The 15,075-nt window shown below is 63.2% G+C and carries 14 protein-coding genes; 1 reads left to right on the top strand and 13 read right to left on the bottom strand.

The genetic code is table 11. The features are described from left to right. Positions 1-244: 244 nt before the first annotated feature. The 10 genes from WBV42_RS15885 to WBV42_RS15930 all read right to left on the bottom strand — a co-directional run bounded on the left by WBV42_RS15885 (position 245) and on the right by WBV42_RS15930 (position 11,372). On the bottom strand, positions 245-1,519 hold the full coding sequence (locus WBV42_RS15885) for an FAD-dependent monooxygenase (protein WP_423986887.1): 1,275 nt from the start codon (positions 1,517-1,519) through the stop codon (positions 245-247). A gap of 5 nt (positions 1,520-1,524) precedes the next feature. Further along, complete coding sequence (locus WBV42_RS15890; RefSeq protein ID WP_423986888.1) at positions 1,525-2,598, bottom strand: phosphotransacetylase family protein; 1,074 nt, start codon at positions 2,596-2,598, stop codon at positions 1,525-1,527. Continuing rightward, positions 2,595-4,697: an acetate--CoA ligase family protein gene (locus WBV42_RS15895; RefSeq protein ID WP_423986889.1), complete on the bottom strand. Its 2,103-nt coding sequence runs from the start codon at positions 4,695-4,697 to the stop codon at positions 2,595-2,597. Before WBV42_RS15895 ends, WBV42_RS15890 begins: the two co-directional genes overlap by 4 nt. Positions 4,698-5,484: 787 nt before the next feature. Next, positions 5,485-5,889, bottom strand: coding sequence for a GIY-YIG nuclease family protein (locus WBV42_RS15900; protein ID WP_423986890.1), 405 nt, complete (start codon positions 5,887-5,889; stop codon positions 5,485-5,487). Between the two features lie 9 nt (positions 5,890-5,898). Beyond that, complete coding sequence (locus tag WBV42_RS15905; protein ID WP_423986891.1) at positions 5,899-6,327, bottom strand: DUF4149 domain-containing protein; 429 nt, start codon at positions 6,325-6,327, stop codon at positions 5,899-5,901. A gap of 26 nt (positions 6,328-6,353) precedes the next feature. Next, positions 6,354-6,614, bottom strand: coding sequence for a bacteriophage holin (locus tag WBV42_RS15910; protein WP_066138310.1), 261 nt, complete (start codon positions 6,612-6,614; stop codon positions 6,354-6,356). A 76-nt stretch (positions 6,615-6,690) separates the two neighbouring features. Further along, the gene (locus WBV42_RS15915) at positions 6,691-7,116 is read right to left on the bottom strand and encodes a DUF4149 domain-containing protein (protein WP_423986892.1); all 426 of its coding nucleotides are present in this window, start codon (positions 7,114-7,116) and stop codon (positions 6,691-6,693) included. A 44-nt stretch (positions 7,117-7,160) separates the two neighbouring features. Next, on the bottom strand, positions 7,161-7,637 hold the full coding sequence (locus tag WBV42_RS15920) for a YbaK/EbsC family protein (RefSeq protein ID WP_423986893.1): 477 nt from the start codon (positions 7,635-7,637) through the stop codon (positions 7,161-7,163). 52 nt (positions 7,638-7,689) lie between these two features. After that, positions 7,690-10,143, bottom strand: a complete 2,454-nt coding sequence (locus WBV42_RS15925; RefSeq protein ID WP_423986894.1) for a methyl-accepting chemotaxis protein — start codon at positions 10,141-10,143, stop codon at positions 7,690-7,692. Beyond that, positions 10,140-11,372 carry an ABC transporter substrate-binding protein gene (locus tag WBV42_RS15930; RefSeq protein WP_423986895.1) on the bottom strand — a complete coding sequence of 411 codons (1,233 nt, stop codon included), beginning with the start codon at positions 11,370-11,372 and terminating at the stop codon, positions 10,140-10,142. The genes WBV42_RS15925 and WBV42_RS15930 overlap by 4 nt, the downstream gene beginning before the upstream one ends. A gap of 184 nt (positions 11,373-11,556) precedes the next feature. Between WBV42_RS15930 and WBV42_RS15935 the strand changes: the two genes are divergently transcribed. Beyond that, on the top strand, positions 11,557-11,931 hold the full coding sequence (locus WBV42_RS15935) for a secondary thiamine-phosphate synthase enzyme YjbQ (protein ID WP_253228654.1): 375 nt from the start codon (positions 11,557-11,559) through the stop codon (positions 11,929-11,931). Here the strand turns inward: WBV42_RS15935 and WBV42_RS15940 are convergent. The 3 genes from WBV42_RS15940 to WBV42_RS15950 form a co-directional block, all read right to left on the bottom strand. Next, positions 11,924-12,214 carry a hypothetical protein gene (locus WBV42_RS15940; RefSeq protein ID WP_423986896.1) on the bottom strand — a complete coding sequence of 97 codons (291 nt, stop codon included), beginning with the start codon at positions 12,212-12,214 and terminating at the stop codon, positions 11,924-11,926. The two genes, WBV42_RS15935 and WBV42_RS15940, sit on opposite strands and share 8 nt — an antisense overlap. Positions 12,215-12,332: 118 nt before the next feature. After that, entirely contained in the window at positions 12,333-13,871 is a 1,539-nt protein-coding gene (locus WBV42_RS15945; protein WP_423986897.1) for a uracil-xanthine permease family protein, read from the bottom strand. Positions 13,872-13,947: 76 nt separating this feature from the next. After that, positions 13,948-14,937: a carbohydrate kinase family protein gene (locus WBV42_RS15950; protein WP_423986898.1), complete on the bottom strand. Its 990-nt coding sequence runs from the start codon at positions 14,935-14,937 to the stop codon at positions 13,948-13,950. Positions 14,938-15,075: the final 138 nt, after the last annotated feature.

Consider the following 15,075-nt stretch of genomic DNA (forward strand, 5'->3'; position numbering starts at 1 on the left):
ACTCACGCCGTGACGCGCCGATCTTCGATGTCTGTTCCATCCGTCGTTCCTCGATTTTCACACTCACTGAGGCCTTCACCGCGATTGTCATGGGAAATAATGACACACGGAGTACATAGCAACATCAGTCGTAAAACGATAAATTTACTCGTTGAGGAAATATAAAATTCTCTCGAATAACGTAATTTAACGGAGGTGTTTTAAAGACGAGAATCCGGAGAGAATCCGGCGTCCGTGCACCCACCTACGACCTGAACAGCGTCGTATCGACGGCGACGGGTTTCGGGCCGAGCGCGAACGTCTTCCACGCCTTCCGGACGAGCGGCGTTTGCGGCGCAACCGAAAACGCCGCCCGCGCGAGCGGTTTTTCCAGCCACGGCGGAACGGAATCGGCGTGCCGGACGTACCACGAGATGGCCCGCTCGCCGCGCCGCTGGAGGGAGATCACCTCCTCGATCGCGGGCCGTCGGATCGACTCGAACCGACGGAGTCGCTCGGCCGGTATCGGCGCGTCGTCCGCTTCGAGCGCGTGGACGACCGTCGAATGAGCCACGGCGGCGTCCTGAATCGCGAGTCCGTTCCCCTGTCCGCCGACCGGCGACGCGACGTGCGCCGCGTCGCCGAGCAGGAGGAGACCGTCATCCACCCATTTCTCGGTGAGGCCGGGTTCGATGTGAAGGAGAGAGCATTGGTCGAAGCCCTCCAGATATCGGGCGATGGTCGGGTCCACCGTCGCGATCTTTCGCCGAAAGGCATCGATGCCGCGCTTTCTGATGTCCGGGTACGTCCCCTTCTCGATGAACCACCCGGCCTGTGCGTCCTCGGACCCCAGTCCGAAGTAGAGCAAGATCCCGTTCCGGTCGATTCGCCCCTGTGCGGTGGTGTCCACGGCTTCCGCCGGAAGCTTGAACCACAGCAACTCGATGGACGAGTCGAACAGGCCGGGATCGAGTTCCGTCGCCTTCCGAACCGTCGAGAACCGACCGTCCGCGCCGACGACGAGTCGGCTTCGGAACACCATGTCTTCGTCGTGCTCGCGGTCGGTCGCCGTCACGCCGACGACCTGCCCGCCCTCACGAACGAGGTCGGTGACGCCGGTCGAGTGGCGAAATTCGAAGTTCTCGAACTCGTCGGCCCGCTCGATGAGCAGGCGAAGTAACGCCGGTTGTTCCATCAGCAGGCCGTAGTCGTACGGTTTCGGCAGGCGCGAGAGGTCCACGAACTCGTATGACCGCTCGAAGACGGTTATCTCCGGCCGTTGAACCTCGTCGTGGTCGAGCGCCAACACGTCGTCCAACACGCCCATCTCCGCGAACAACTTCACCGCGAGCGGCTGGAAGAAGTAACCCCGAAACTCGCGGTCGAGGTCCGGATGGCGCTCCAGCAGAACTACCTCGACCCCGCTTTTGGCGAGCAGATAGCTCAACACACAACCGCCCGGTCCGGCACCGACGACCACGACGCTCGTTTCCTCGGTCGTGATGGAATCGTCGGGCTCTTCGGCGTCGGCGTCGGGCATCCCGTTTACTCCTCGTCTCCCTCACCGTCGAGAAGCGCGCCCACGTCGGCGTGGTCGTGGAGCAGTTCGCCCATCCGCTCGACCGTCTCCTCGTTTCGAGTGCGTCCGCTCCGAATCACGTCCTCGGCGCGGTCGATGGTGGTCAGCGTGTCGGCCTGCACGAGCATGATCGGAACGCCCTTCTCCTCCGCCTTGCCGATGACGGCACCCGGCGGACGGAATCCACCCGTCAGGATGAGACACTTCACGCCGGGCGCTTCGAGCGCGACGGTCTGCAAGTCCGGGCGGTCGCCGCCCGTCACGAGGGCGGCGTCCCGCGTCCGGCGGAGGTAACGAAGCGCCTTGTCGCCGCTCATCGCGCCGACGAGGAACCGTTCGACGAACTCGTCGGTGTCCGCCCGCGTGAGCACCTCGGCGTTGAGTTCCTCGGCGAGGTCGCCGACCGTGATTCCGGCGAGGTCCTGCTGGCGCGGGACGACGCCGAGAACGGGGATTCCCCTCCCTTCGAGGAACGGGACGACGTCGGTATCGAGCGGGTCGAAGTTCGTGTTCGACACCGCGTTGAACAACACGCCCGCGAGTCGGTCGCCGATGTCGTCCACGGCGGCGAGCAACTCGTCCACGTCGGCCGGTGTTTCGTAGCCGGAAAGGAGCAGTACCTCCGCGTCGAGCAGTTCCGCGATTTCCGGATCGGTGAGACCGACGATGCCACCAGTCGTGAGGTCGCCGCCGCCTTCGACGATCATCACGTCGTGGCCCTCGGCTATCGAGTCGAAGTTCGTTCGAATCTCCTCGCGGAGTTCGTCCGGCGATTCGCGGCCGCGAATCGCTCCCTCGATGAACGTCGGCGAGTAGACGATGGGTTCCATCTCGTGTACCTCGGCGTCGAGGCCGAGGAGTTCGCGGGCCAGCATCGGGTCCTCGTCCAGCGTCTTGCCGACGTTGCTCTGGAGGCGGGTCCCCTTCGGTTTCATGTAGCCCACCGACAGCCCACGCTCCTGTGCGAGTCGTGCCAGCGCGAGGGCGACGGCGGTCTTGCCTGTACTTTCTTCGGTTGCGGTGACGAGTATCGTGTTCATAGTTCGTCCGTATCCACGGTCAGTCGAATGTCGATCGCTCGCGCGCCGTCCGGGGTGGCGACGAGCGGGTTCACGTCCAGTTCCAGAATCGCGGGGAAGTCGGTGACGAGTTGCGAGAGCCGTTGCAGGCACTCGACGACAGCGTCGATGTCGGCCGGTTCACGTCCCCGCGCACCGCGCAGGAGCGGTGCGGCCTCGATGTCGTTCACCATCTCGCTCGCCTCGCGCTCGCTGATCGGCGCGACGCGGAATGTGGTGTCTTCGATGATTTCCACGAAGATGCCGCCCAGTCCGAACAGCAACAACGGACCGAACTGCGGGTCGCGGTTCATCCCGATGATGGTTTCGGTCCCCGAATCGAGGTCCACCATCGCCTGCACCTGCACGCCCAAAATCGTCGCGTCGGGTTGGTAGTTTCTGGCCCGCGTCACGAGGTCCTCGTACGCATCTTCCACTTCATCGTCCGCGACGCCGACTTTCACCCCGCCGATGTCGGATTTGTGCAGGATATCCGGGCTGACGATTTTCATCACGACGTCCCCCTCGATGTCCATCGCGGCAGTTGCGGCCTCCTCCGGCGAGTCCGCGATGACGCCTTCGGGCGTCGGGATGCCGTACGCGTCGAGCAACCCCATCGCCTCCACGCCAAGGCGGTTGTCGCCGCGTTCCTTCGCCCGCAGGAGAATCTCCTCGGCGCGTTTTCGGTCCACGTCGAAGGTCGTCGGTGCCTCGTACTCGCGCTCGCTGATGTCGCGGTACGTGGTGAGCGCGTCCAGACTCCGGACCGCGCGGGCCGGGTCGAAGTAGTTCGGAATCCCGCCCTCGTGGAGGACGTCAGCCGCGGCTTCCGTCCGTTCGCCGCCCATCAGCGCCGCAGCGACCGGCTTGCCGTGTTTCTCCTGCAGTTCGACGGTGACCTCGGCGAGTTCACCGTAGTCGATGACGGCCGTCGGCGCGGCGAGCACGACCGCAGTCCCGACGTTCTCGTCGTCGAGCGCGATGTCGATGGCCTCGCGGAAGCGGTCGAGACCGGCGTCACCGATGGCGTCGATCGGATTGTAGATGTTCGCCTCTTCGGGTAACGCCTCGGCGAGCGCGTCGAGCGTCCCCTCCGTGAACGACGCCAGCGAGAGGCCCGAGTCGCCCACCGCGTCGGTGGTCATCACCCCCGGTCCGCCCGCGTTCGTGATGATCGCCACGTCGTCCCGCTCGGGCAGGGGCTGACCCGCCAGAATCTGGGAGAAGTCGAACAGCCCTTGGACGGAATCGACCCGCAGGACGCCCGCCTGTTCGAGTCCGGCCTCGTACGCCCGGTCGCTCCCGGCCAGCGTGCCGGTGTGCGAGGAGACGGCCTGCGCCCCGGCGTCGGTGCGCCCGGATTTCACCATCACGATCGGAGTAGTTTGGGTGACCTCGCGGGCCGTTTCGATGAACGTCGCACCGTCCTCGACGCCTTCGAGGTAACCCAGTATCACGTCCGTTTCAGGGTCCTCGCCCCACGCGCGGATGAAGTCCGTCTCGCTCAGCACGGCCTTGTTGCCGAGCGACACCACGTCCTTGAAGCCGAGTCCCTCGTCGTTGGCCCAGTCGAGAACCGCCGTGATGAACGCCCCCGACTGGCTCATGAAGGACATCGACCCCGGGAGCGCGTTCTCCGGGCCGAACGTCGCGTTCATGCCGACCGGCGTGCTCATCACCCCGAGGCTGTTCGGGCCGACGAGGTTCAGGTCGTATTCGTCCGCTATCTCCTGTAATTCGCGCTCCCGCGACGCTCCCTCGCTCCCGGTTTCGCCGAACCCGGCGGTGATGACCACGACGTTTTTGATTCCGGCTTCGCCGGCCCCGCGAACCACGTCCACCGCGACGTGCGGCGGGACGACCACGACCGCGAGGTCGATGTCCGGCGCGGACGCGAGGTCCGGGTAGCAGTCCAGTCCGAACACCGAATCGTAGTTCGGATTCACGGGCACCGTCTCGCCGTCGAACTCGTCGCGGAGGTTGGTCACGATTGCGCGACCGATGGAGCCCTCGCTCTCGGTGGCTCCCACGACGGCGACACGAGACGGCGCGAAAAGATCTGTGAGTACGGTGTCACCCATCGTCCTGTGGGTTCGTCGAGAACGGGATTAAAACTACTGTCCTCCGCTGCGAGACGTGGTTGGAGTTGATTCGAAGGGAGTTACGGGATATTCTGGGAACCCTCTATCCGTTCGCTACGAGGGAGTCCGTTATTGCTGAGACTGCAACTACCGAGCCGCATGAAGGCCGCCTCCGCACCGCGACAGCCACACCCTCCCCAGCCGATTCCTTCGCTCACTATCGTTCGCTTCGTCATCCCTCGCGCGACAAATTCCGGAACAGCGCAACCGACCGCTGGTCGCGCTGTTCCGTCAGCGCGCGCCACCCGGTTGGACGCCCTGCGCGCTACGAACCAGCTGAACGGCGCGCGAAGGCGCATACCAGCGGCGCGTGAGGGATGACGACTGAGGAGCGCCAGCGTTCTCGTGAGCCGGGCGGGACCGACGGTCCCGCTGGAAGGCGGCGCGAAGCGTCGGCGACGAAGTGAACGAGAGCACAGAAGAGCGAAGCTCTTCCGGTGGCGAAGGGGGAATCGGCTGGGGAGGCGTGTGGCGTGGTGCGGTCGGGACGGTTGCGGGGCGGTTGCGGGGCGGTCTTCGTTGCCGCTCGGCAGTTACAATCTCAGAAATGGCAAAATCTTCTCGGAGCGGGCAGGGTTTTCGGAGCGGTCTGCTTCTCAGTAATTGCAATCGCAAGGCTACCAAAACCAAGTTCGAATAGCACTTCACTCGGCAGTCCTTTTCAGTAGAATCCAGTAGAAAATAGTACCATCGAGTATAATTCCCGAACGGCTTCGAAATCCGTGCCTCACCGGTGCGCCCGCCGAACGGCCCGTTCCAGTTGCTCTCTATCGGGCGAAAAGTGAAGATGCGTATCACAGTCGCAGTCCGAAGCACCTATTCCCGGAACCGATTCGACCGCTTCACTCAACGTCCTCCCAACGTCACATTCGACATCCTCGCCCGCCGTCCGCACGTCGCCAACCAACCTCGCCCCCTCGTGCCCGAGCAAATAGTCAATGTGCCAGTGGCGAGCGTCGTTTTCGCCCGATGCAACCCGCCCGTGACGAGCGATACGCGAGAAGCCACCCTGTCCGAAGGCGCTTCCCGTGTAGGCGTACCATCCCGAATCGAGTTCCCTGATGCCTTTCGCGCCGAACTCGACTTTCGCCGAGTCCCCGAGTTCGACCAGCAGAGTGTAGGTTCCTTTCATCGTGTCGAGTTAGACGGTTCCAGCGACGATTGCGACGATGCCGCCCGCCACGGCGAGCATCGTGACGCCGTTCAGGACGATGGACTGCTTGTGGTACTGGGCGAAGGCGTCGTCGCCCGCCGCCTCCATCTTCGGGATGAGCACCCAGCGGGCGTATCCGCTGAGAACGACCCCGACGATGGCGAGGACGGCGGTAAGGAGGCCGTCGAACGCGCCCGTCGCGTTCCCGATGATGGCCGCACCGAACGCGACGAATCCCAGTCCAAGCCCGAAGGCGTAGTATTTCGGGAAGATGGCGTTGACGACCTGCCCGGCGTCGTCGTCGAGCACGTCGAACGTCGTCGGCGCGCCGATGAACGAGAAAAAGACGATGCTCCCGAGCCAAATCCCCAGCGCCGCGTCCGCGACGACAAGGAGTCCGGTTCCGAGAAGGCTCATAGCCGAGGGTTGGGACGACTACTCAATCAAGGTTCTTCTTCGCGGGCGAGGGCGTTGTACACCGTCGCAACGATGGCTCCCGCGAGCGCGCCGTCCATGAACCCCCAGGCTGCGCCGACGAGTCCCCCGAGGAACGTCGGTCGATAACCGATGTACAGCGAGGAGAGCGTCTCGACCGTTTCGTCACCCCACCCGAACCGTGCGATCCACGCGTCCAGCATCACGTACAGGGACCACATCACCCCGCCACCGACCGCGAACGCGCGAACGTCGAGTTTGTCCGTCATGATTCTCAAACGAGTTCACCGGGAACGTCCTTAGCTTTGGAGGCTGAGTGAGTACCGGCGGTTCCGTCCGAGTCGATCAAAAGTGCGAGCAGACGAGTCCGCCAACGAGCGAGAGCATACTCACACTGTTCAGGAAAATCGACCGGCGGTGGTAGTGGAAAAATCCGTCGTCGGCGCGTCTCATCTTCGGAACGAGGACGATCTGTGCGTAGATGGTCACGAACAGCGCCACGAGCAAGAGGGGGGAGATAAACAACGAGGACGTCGAATCGAGCATCGCCTCGCTCTGTGCGATAACGACCAGATTGATGGCGGTAAATCCGAGTATCGAACCGAAGGTCTGGTATCTCGAAAACAGGGTGGTGACGACATCTTCGGCACTGTCGTCGAGCACGTCGAACGTCGTCGGAGCGCCGATGAACGAGAAAAAGACCGTCCCTCCGAGCCAAACCCCGAGGGTGACGTCCACGACCAACACCACCACCGTTTCGAGAAATGTCATGGCAGAAAGTAAGAGTTCAAGGGAATTTGTACTTTCGCCCAACGCTACTCGGTCACGTCGGTAACCGTCGCCTCCGCATACGTTTTCAGTTCCTCCGGCGCGATCGGAAAGACGGCTTTCGGCGTCCCCGCGGCGGCCCAAACGGTTTCGAAGTCAGTCAGGGTCTCGTCCAGATAGACGGGGACGTCGGCGTCGTGGCAGAACGGCGGAACGCCGCCGATGGACCAGCCAACCGCCTCCCGTATCGCGTCGGCGTTGGCCATCCCGACCCCCGACGCGGGGACATCGAGCAACGCGGCCAACTTCTCCTCGCTCACGCGGTTCGCACCGCTGGTCACGGCGATGACGAGATCACCGTCGGCCCGAAAGACGAGGCTACTGGCGATCTGCGCGACGTCACAACCGATTGCGTCGGCGGCGTCCTCCGCTGTTTTCGTCCCTTCGGGAAACTCGTGAACGTCTACGTCGAACCCGTAACGTTCCTCGGCGCGCGTTTCGAACTCCTTCGCTCGCTGGTGCATGCGCGGTAGGTCTTTTCGACGGGATAAATCGGTGATGGTGGCGGAAACGTTCTCAGTTCGTCGAGTCGCCGCCGTAACTCACGGTGAAGTCATCGACCGTCGCGGCGAGCGCTTCGGCCTGTTCGGCGAGCGCTTCGGCGCTCCTCGCCACTTCGCTGACGGAGGCGGTCTGTTCCTCGGCGGCGGCCGCCACGTCCTCGGCTTCGGCGGCCGTCTCGTCGCTGATCCGCGTCACGTCGTCCACGGCGGCGACGACCTCCTCCGTCGTCGTCGCCTGCTCGTCCGTGACGTGGTTTATCTCGGCGATGCCGCCGGTCGTCTCCTCCACCTTGGAGACGATGGACTGCAACGACTCCTGTGCCTCGCGGACGGTGTCTGACCCGTCAACTACCGCCTCACGGGTTTCCTGCACGTTTTCGACGGTCACGTTCGCCTGCTCGCTCACCGTGTTGATACGCCGTTCGATGTCACCCACCGCCTCCTTCGTCTCGTTCGCCAACTCCTTGACCTCGTTTGCGACGACTTCGAACCCTTCCGTATCGCCGTCAGCGTTCGCCGCTTCGATGTTGGCGTTCAGCGCGAGCATGTTCGTCTGGTCGGCGATGGAACGGATGAGGTCCACGATGTCGCCGATGCGGTCGATTTCGACCGCCAGTTCCTCCATCCCATCGACCACTTCGTCCGTTCCGGATTCGATAACGGACATCCTGTCGATAGCGTCGGATGCCGCCTCGCGACCGTCCTGCCCGAGCGCCTCGGTCCGCCGGGCCGACTGTGCCACCTGTTCGGCAGACGCGGCGACCTCCTCGATTGTCGCCGACAGTTCGGCCATCTCCCCGGACGTCCGTTCGAGGCGGTCGGACTGTTCGACTGCGCCGTCCGACATCATCTGCGTCGATTCCGTCACCTGCTCGCTCGCCCGCTCGATTTCGTTGGTGCTCGCGGTCACCTCCTGACTCGCGGCCGCGACGTCCTCGGTGAACTCGTTGACGCTACGAATCGTCGCTTCGAGTTCGTCGATCATCTCGTTGAATCCCTCCGCGATGTCGGTCATCGACTGGGTGGGACTCTCGGTCGACATTCGCCGAGTGAGGTCGCCGTCGGCGGCCGCTTCCATCACGTCGCTGAACTCGGCGGCTTTCTGGTCGAGCGCCGCGTTGAGCCGTTCCGCATCAGCCTGTGCGGCTTCCGCCTCGGTCTGCGCTTTTTCGGCATCCGCTTGGGCCGCCTCGGCGTCCGCTTTCGCCTCCTCCGCTTCGGCCCGGGAGCGTTCGAGGTCGGTAACCATCGTGCGCAAGTCGTCGCGCATCCGTTCGAGCGTCTCGCCGAACGCGCCGGGAACCGATTCGTCCAACACCGGCGCGTCGAACTCCTGTCGTGCGAGCGCGTCGGCTTGATCCGCGACCGTGTTCAGATAGTCGTGCATCGACTCGAACGATCCGTACAACTGCCCCATTTCGTCCTCCCGGTTCGTCTCTGGCGGGTCGGCGTCAAGTTCGCCCGCCGCGATTTTGTCGGCCGTTTCGGAGACGGATTCGAGGGATTTCGCCGTCCCGCGGCCGATGGTGAGACCGACCGCCAACAGCGAGAGGATCGCCATCAACACCAGAATCCCGATATTCTTCGTGACGTGGGTCTGGAGTGCGAACGCGGTCCTCTTGGGTACGTGATACAGCAACACCCAATCCGTGCCGATAACCGGCGTGTAGGCCATCACCGACGACGAACCGTTGGTGGACACGTATTGAATGTCGCTGTGACCGGCCAACCCGTTCTCGATGGCCGAATCGAACACGCCCGCGGACGAGTTCATCAGCCCGACGTTTCGGTTGTCGAGGAGGACCGTTCCCTGCTCGTTGACGATGGTCACGTCACCGGTCGTCGTGGGCGACGAGAGAAGGTGAGAACGTTCCGACAGGGACACCGTGAGGATAACCAGACGGGACGAATCCGTGGTCGGTGTCACGAACGAGGTCACCGGTTCGCCGTTCGCCTCGTACGGCGACGTGATGCGGACCGTGTCCCGCGTCGGAAACATGAGCGACTGGTTCGCCCACGCCGCGTCCGAGACGCCGACTCGCGTCCCGATCAACTGCTCATCGGTGCTCGCCAGTACGGTTCCGTTCCGATCGAAGTAATGGATCGCTTGGACATCGGACGGCATGTCCACCAACTGCTTTTCGATGAACGTCTGCCGGTCGGTGTTCGACGTCTCCTTGCCGATCACTGAGGCGAGGAAACGGTCGGTCGAGCGTTTCTTCGAAACCCACGCGTCGAGCGAGTCGGCTTCGATTTTCGCGGCGTTTCGTATATCCTTGTCCGTTTGGCCCGCCACGAGGTCTTTCGTATCGAAGTGGATGTAGGCCCCGCTGGCGGCGATGAGGACGAGGATGGCGAACAACACCGCACCGAACCGCGCCGCGTAGCTTCGACGGATTCTGAACGGCACGACCCGTCGTAGGCGCGCCGAAACCCGTTTTCGGCGCGAGGGGTCGGAGTCGGTCATTCCGTCGACTCCTCCTCGAAAACCCACGCACGCAGCAGTTCCAGTTCATCGAGTTCGAAATCGGTCACGCGTTCGATCACGTACGAGTCCAGCGGTTCGAGGTCGTCGTTCAGATCGACCGGTCCCGATGCGCCCCGATAGTTCACCGCTCGGCCCGCGGAGATGATCTTCTTCGCCCGCTCGAACTCGCCGACGGTGACGGTCTGCCCGACCCCGCCGGAAACGGAAACGAGGGAGTCGCTAATGGCGGTCGCATCCGCCTCTCCCGCTTGTTCTATCGCGAGGCCGAGAAGGAACGCGGCGTCGTAGGCGTGTTGCGTGTAGGGTGCGAGCGGCGTGATGTCCTCGAGTTTCTGTGACAGCTCGATGGAGCTCGACGTCCGCTCGGTTGCGACCGACGCGCTGTACATGTTGTTCATGTACAGCGGAATGTTCTCCGGAATGAGTCCCTCGCTGAGGACGGACTCGCCGTAGTAAGGATAGCTGATTAGCTGTTCGAGCATCGCCGTATTACCGGGTTCGCTGACGAACGCGACGGCGTCGGCGTCGGACTGGACGACCGTCTCGACCCGTTTCGAGTAGTCGTCCTTTCCGGGTGTGAACGGAACGGTCGCGACCGTCTCGCCGGAGATGCGCTCGTCGATGGCCGTCGCAAGCCCCGTCCCGAAATCGTTGTCGGCGTGCGCGATGGCGACGGTGTCGGCGGCCACGTAGCGGTCGTCGTCGAGTATCTTCGCCATCACGCGCGCCTGTTGAACGTCGTTGGCGGCGGTCCGATCGAAGTACTTCGTTCCGTCCCGTACGGCCGCAGTCGCGAGGTCCGGATACGTGCTCGACGGGCTGATGGCGATGACCCGCTTCCGAGCGAGGTCGTCGGCGAGGGACCTCGAGATGTCCGTAGTGACGGGGCCGACGAATCCAACGACGTCGTTGTCCACGAACGAGTCGAACGCCGTCTTTGCGGCCGACTGGTCGAGTTCGCTGTCACCGGCCGTGAGATCGAGTTTCCGGTCGAGCGGGCCGCCAGCATCGTTGATATCCGCGACCGCCGCCTCGATGGCGCGACGGTGGTGTTTCGCGACCGTACCGAGAGCGCCCGAGGCCGAAAGCGGGAGGAGTGCACCGACGCGGATCGGTTGCTGGTTCAGCTCCCCACCGAGACAACCAGCGAGACCGCTGATTGCGGGAAGGGAACCTCCTGCGAGACGAAGATATCTTCTTCTAGACACATCATCCAACATATATTGCCACGAATAACAAACCAGCCAAAGTACCTTTCGATCAAGATATGTTTTGTTTGTGATCAGTGAACATACCCACAGCGTTCGAAGCGCCCGTTCGACGGCCGCACTGATCCCTCTTTCTTACCGTTGTTCAGCGAAGCGTTTTATGATCGAACGTCGAAACCGAGCCATGGAATTCGAGGTTACCACTTCGAAGCACGTGGACATCATCGACATCACGGATCGAGTGGCCGAACACGCCGAGAACACCGAAACGACGTGTACCGTCTTCGTCCCCCATACGACCGCTGGCGTGGTCGTCAACGAAAACGAGCGCCGACTCCGCTCGGACTTCAAAACCCTCTTGTCACGCCTCGTCCCTCGGGGTGACGACTACAGTCACGACCAGTTGGACGGGAACGCCGACGCCCATCTCCGCTCGATGTTGCTCGGAGAACATGTCACCGTGCCCGTCGAAGACGGCGAGTTGCTGCTCGGGACGTGGCAGTCCATCCTCTTCGTGGACTGCGACGGACCGCGGACGCGTCGTATCGTCGTCAGATGAGCCGATCACCGCAGTTGCGACACGAGACCGTTTTCTTGCCTGTCGCGGTTCGTTCGACTCGCAGCGAACCGTTCGAATTACAGGACGGACAGACGCTCTTTCCGGTTTCGATGGCTTGGTGTTGTGCCATCCACTTGACGTTCTGCTCGACGATACGCAGGCGGTCCTTCGTCGCTTCGAGTTCTTCACGGAGCGTTTCGACTTCCGATTTCGAGGTTGATTCTGCGGTGGACGATTCGCGAGAGGACGATTCCGTCGTGGACTCCGATTCGTTCGTCGTCATGGGTTTCACCCGTGATGGGTGCTACCCCTACTCACGATTCGTCAGAATAAAAGGTTGTGGGCCGGATCGATCGCTCCCGTCGTTCAATCGGTCGCGTCGAGCATGTTGGTCCGCCGATTCAGTCGGCCCGTGTCGAGTCGGAACCGGATTTCGATTCGAACCGCTCCAACGCGCTCTTGAAGTCGCCCTCGTCCTCCGTGATGGACTCCCACGCTTCGAGGCCACGTTCCTCGCGGGTTCCCTCGACCGTGTTGTCGAGCACGAACGCGACGAGACCGCCGACGGCCATCCCCGTTCCGAGGACGACGTACAGCGTGTTCGAAACGATGTCGGTCCCGAGAGCGGGGCCGAGCACTGACACGCCCTGCATTCCCTGCTGGAATGCCGCGGCGTCGATGTTCCCGATGTACGCCGGGATGGCGAGCCCCGAGAACGTGGCGAGACCGACGATGAACAGGTTGCGCGAGGAATCGAGATCGACGTACTTCAGGTTCGAAAGCCCGACAGCCGAAATCTGGCCAAACATGGCGATGAACAGGCCACCGACGATGGGGCTCGGAATCGTCGCCACGAGTTGGCCGAAGTAGCCGACGAACCCGACGACGAGCATGACGACGGCACCGATCTGGACGACGTAGCGCGAGGCGACGCCGGTCAGACCGATCGCGCCGATGTTCTCGGAGTAGGAGGTCGAACCGTTGCCGGTACCCATGAGTCCGGCGAAGACGCTGGCGAGACCCTCCATGCCGATACCGTGGTCGATGCGCTTCTTGCTCGGTGCGCCGACGCCCGACAGACGGGCCACGGCGTGATAGTCGCCGAAGCTTTCGATCATCGAGGCGACGACACCCGCGAACATCCCGACGATGTACGGGAGCGTGAAGCGCGGCATCCCCCACTGGAGGGGCATAACCGGCTGGAAGAGGTTGGCGTGGACGACGCTCATGTAGTCCACGTAGCCCGGATTCGACGGCGTGTAGACGCCCGTGTAGGAGAGCACGAACGCGATTGCCCACGCCGTGATGACGCCGAGGAGGACGGGAAACAGGCGGAACGCGCGATGGTTGTCGAGATACTGCGAGAAGAGGACGATGAGGCCGAGCGTGAGACCGACGAGCAACCAGTTCTGGTTGGAAGCGGTGATCTGTGGAACGCTGAACAGCGACAGACCGATGAGCGCGATGGTCGGCGCGATGACGACCGGCGAGAGGTGCTTTTTCAGTCGACCCATCAAGCCGAGATAGCCGACCAACACCTCGACCGCACTGGCCGCGATGACTGCGCCCTGCAGTTCGAGCAGGGTTACGCGCCACCCCGCGCCGATGACGCCGATGATGGCGAGCGCGGGTGCGAGCATCGAGAACGTCGCTCCCTGCACGATGGGATAGCGATTGCCGAACGTCGTCTGGGCCAACGTCGCGATCCCGGAGACGACGAAAAACGTCCCGATGAACTGGGCCGTCTGTGCTGGCGGCATCTTCATCGCGCCAGCCAGCGCCAGCGGCACCGCGATGTTCGCCCCGATCATCGTCAGATAGTGCTGGAATCCCAGCAGGACCGATTCCCCCAGCGGCGGTTTCTCTTCGATACCATACTCCACGAACGACGCCTCTTCGAGCGCCGAATCCCCGGTCGTCTCGCCTGTGCTGTCACTCATAGCTCGTTGAACGTACTCTACTCTCCGATTTTCCGAAGGATGCTTAAAAGTGACGTTACGAATCACGCCGGTTCGATTACGATTCTCGTAATTCGGCGACGGCGGCGCGATCGGGCAGCGCCGTCATCGCGCCTGGTTCGGTGGTCGTCAGGGCGGCTACGGCGTTGGCGAATTCGAGGACCGCGTCGAGCGAACCGCCCGATACGTCGTCGGCCAGCGCCGCGAGCGCCCCGGCGGTAAAGGCGTCCCCAGCGCCGGTCGTGTCGACGACCGACACGTCGTAGCCCCCGTGAGTCGCGGACCCCGCCTCCCACGGTGCATCGTCGCTCGCGTGCGCGTGGGCACCGTCCCCGCCGAGCGTGAGGAGGCACGTGTGCGGTCCCGCCTCACAGACGTTCGCCGCGAGCGAGGCCGCATCCTCGCCGTCGAATCCAGCCATTTCGAGGTCCTCCGGCGTCGCCTTCATCACGTCCACGAGGGACAGCATTTCGTCCACCGCCTCCGCGAATTCGACCCCTTCGTCCGCGCCGCCGCCCTCGGACCAGAGTTCCGGACGCGCGTTCGGGTCGAAGATCACCGAACAGCCCGCCTCGTTGGCTCGCTCGGCGAGGTCGAACGTCGCGGTTCGCGCCGGATCGCTCGCAAGCATCACTCCGCCGACGTACACCCAATCGACCTCGGCGAGCGCCTCGTCCGACACACCACCTGGTTGCAGTCGTGTGTCAGCCGTCTCGTCGCGGTAGAAGGTGAACGCCCGGTCGTTCGTCTCGTCGTGGGTAACGAACGCCAGCGTCGTCTTCGCGTCCGCGTCGCGCTCCACGAACCGATCCGGAAGGTCTGCATCGAGCACCTTCGCGAGGTAGTCGCCGAACGGGTCGCGGGCGATTCGCGTCCAGAACCACGGCGTCTCGTTCAGTCGGGAGAGCGCCACCGCGACGTTCGCGGGCGCACCACCCGGACGACGTTCGAACGTTGGAACCTCCGAAAGCGGGCCGGACCGTTCGGGGAGGAAATCGATAAGCGTCTCGCCGGAGACGAGAATCCGTGGCGTCGATGAGTTCGACATGGTTTTTCGTGGGCGGGCTAGTAGGAAAGGATTTACTTCCGACGTCGAACACGACCTCGTACTCCATGCCGGTTTGAGTAACGTACCCGGCCTTCGCGTTCATGCACGTCGTTCGAGGGAAGTCCGATAGTTCTGATT

Source organism: Haladaptatus sp. (assembly GCF_049589095.1).
In the GTDB taxonomy this organism is placed as follows: Archaea; Halobacteriota; Halobacteria; order Halobacteriales; family Haladaptataceae; genus Haladaptatus.

Coding starts and splice junctions, on each gene's coding strand:
- WBV42_RS15885 (WP_423986887.1), bottom strand. CDS start 1,519: ATGCCCGACGCCGACGCCGAAGAGCCCGACGATTCCATCACGACCGAG.
- WBV42_RS15890 (WP_423986888.1), bottom strand. CDS start 2,598: ATGAACACGATACTCGTCACCGCAACCGAAGAAAGTACAGGCAAGACC.
- WBV42_RS15895 (WP_423986889.1), bottom strand. CDS start 4,697: ATGGGTGACACCGTACTCACAGATCTTTTCGCGCCGTCTCGTGTCGCC.
- WBV42_RS15900 (WP_423986890.1), bottom strand. CDS start 5,889: ATGAAAGGAACCTACACTCTGCTGGTCGAACTCGGGGACTCGGCGAAA.
- WBV42_RS15905 (WP_423986891.1), bottom strand. CDS start 6,327: ATGAGCCTTCTCGGAACCGGACTCCTTGTCGTCGCGGACGCGGCGCTG.
- WBV42_RS15910 (WP_066138310.1), bottom strand. CDS start 6,614: ATGACGGACAAACTCGACGTTCGCGCGTTCGCGGTCGGTGGCGGGGTG.
- WBV42_RS15915 (WP_423986892.1), bottom strand. CDS start 7,116: ATGACATTTCTCGAAACGGTGGTGGTGTTGGTCGTGGACGTCACCCTC.
- WBV42_RS15920 (WP_423986893.1), bottom strand. CDS start 7,637: ATGCACCAGCGAGCGAAGGAGTTCGAAACGCGCGCCGAGGAACGTTAC.
- WBV42_RS15925 (WP_423986894.1), bottom strand. CDS start 10,143: ATGACCGACTCCGACCCCTCGCGCCGAAAACGGGTTTCGGCGCGCCTA.
- WBV42_RS15935 (WP_253228654.1), top strand. CDS start 11,557: ATGGAATTCGAGGTTACCACTTCGAAGCACGTGGACATCATCGACATC.
- WBV42_RS15940 (WP_423986896.1), bottom strand. CDS start 12,214: ATGACGACGAACGAATCGGAGTCCACGACGGAATCGTCCTCTCGCGAA.
- WBV42_RS15945 (WP_423986897.1), bottom strand. CDS start 13,871: ATGAGTGACAGCACAGGCGAGACGACCGGGGATTCGGCGCTCGAAGAG.
- WBV42_RS15950 (WP_423986898.1), bottom strand. CDS start 14,937: ATGTCGAACTCATCGACGCCACGGATTCTCGTCTCCGGCGAGACGCTT.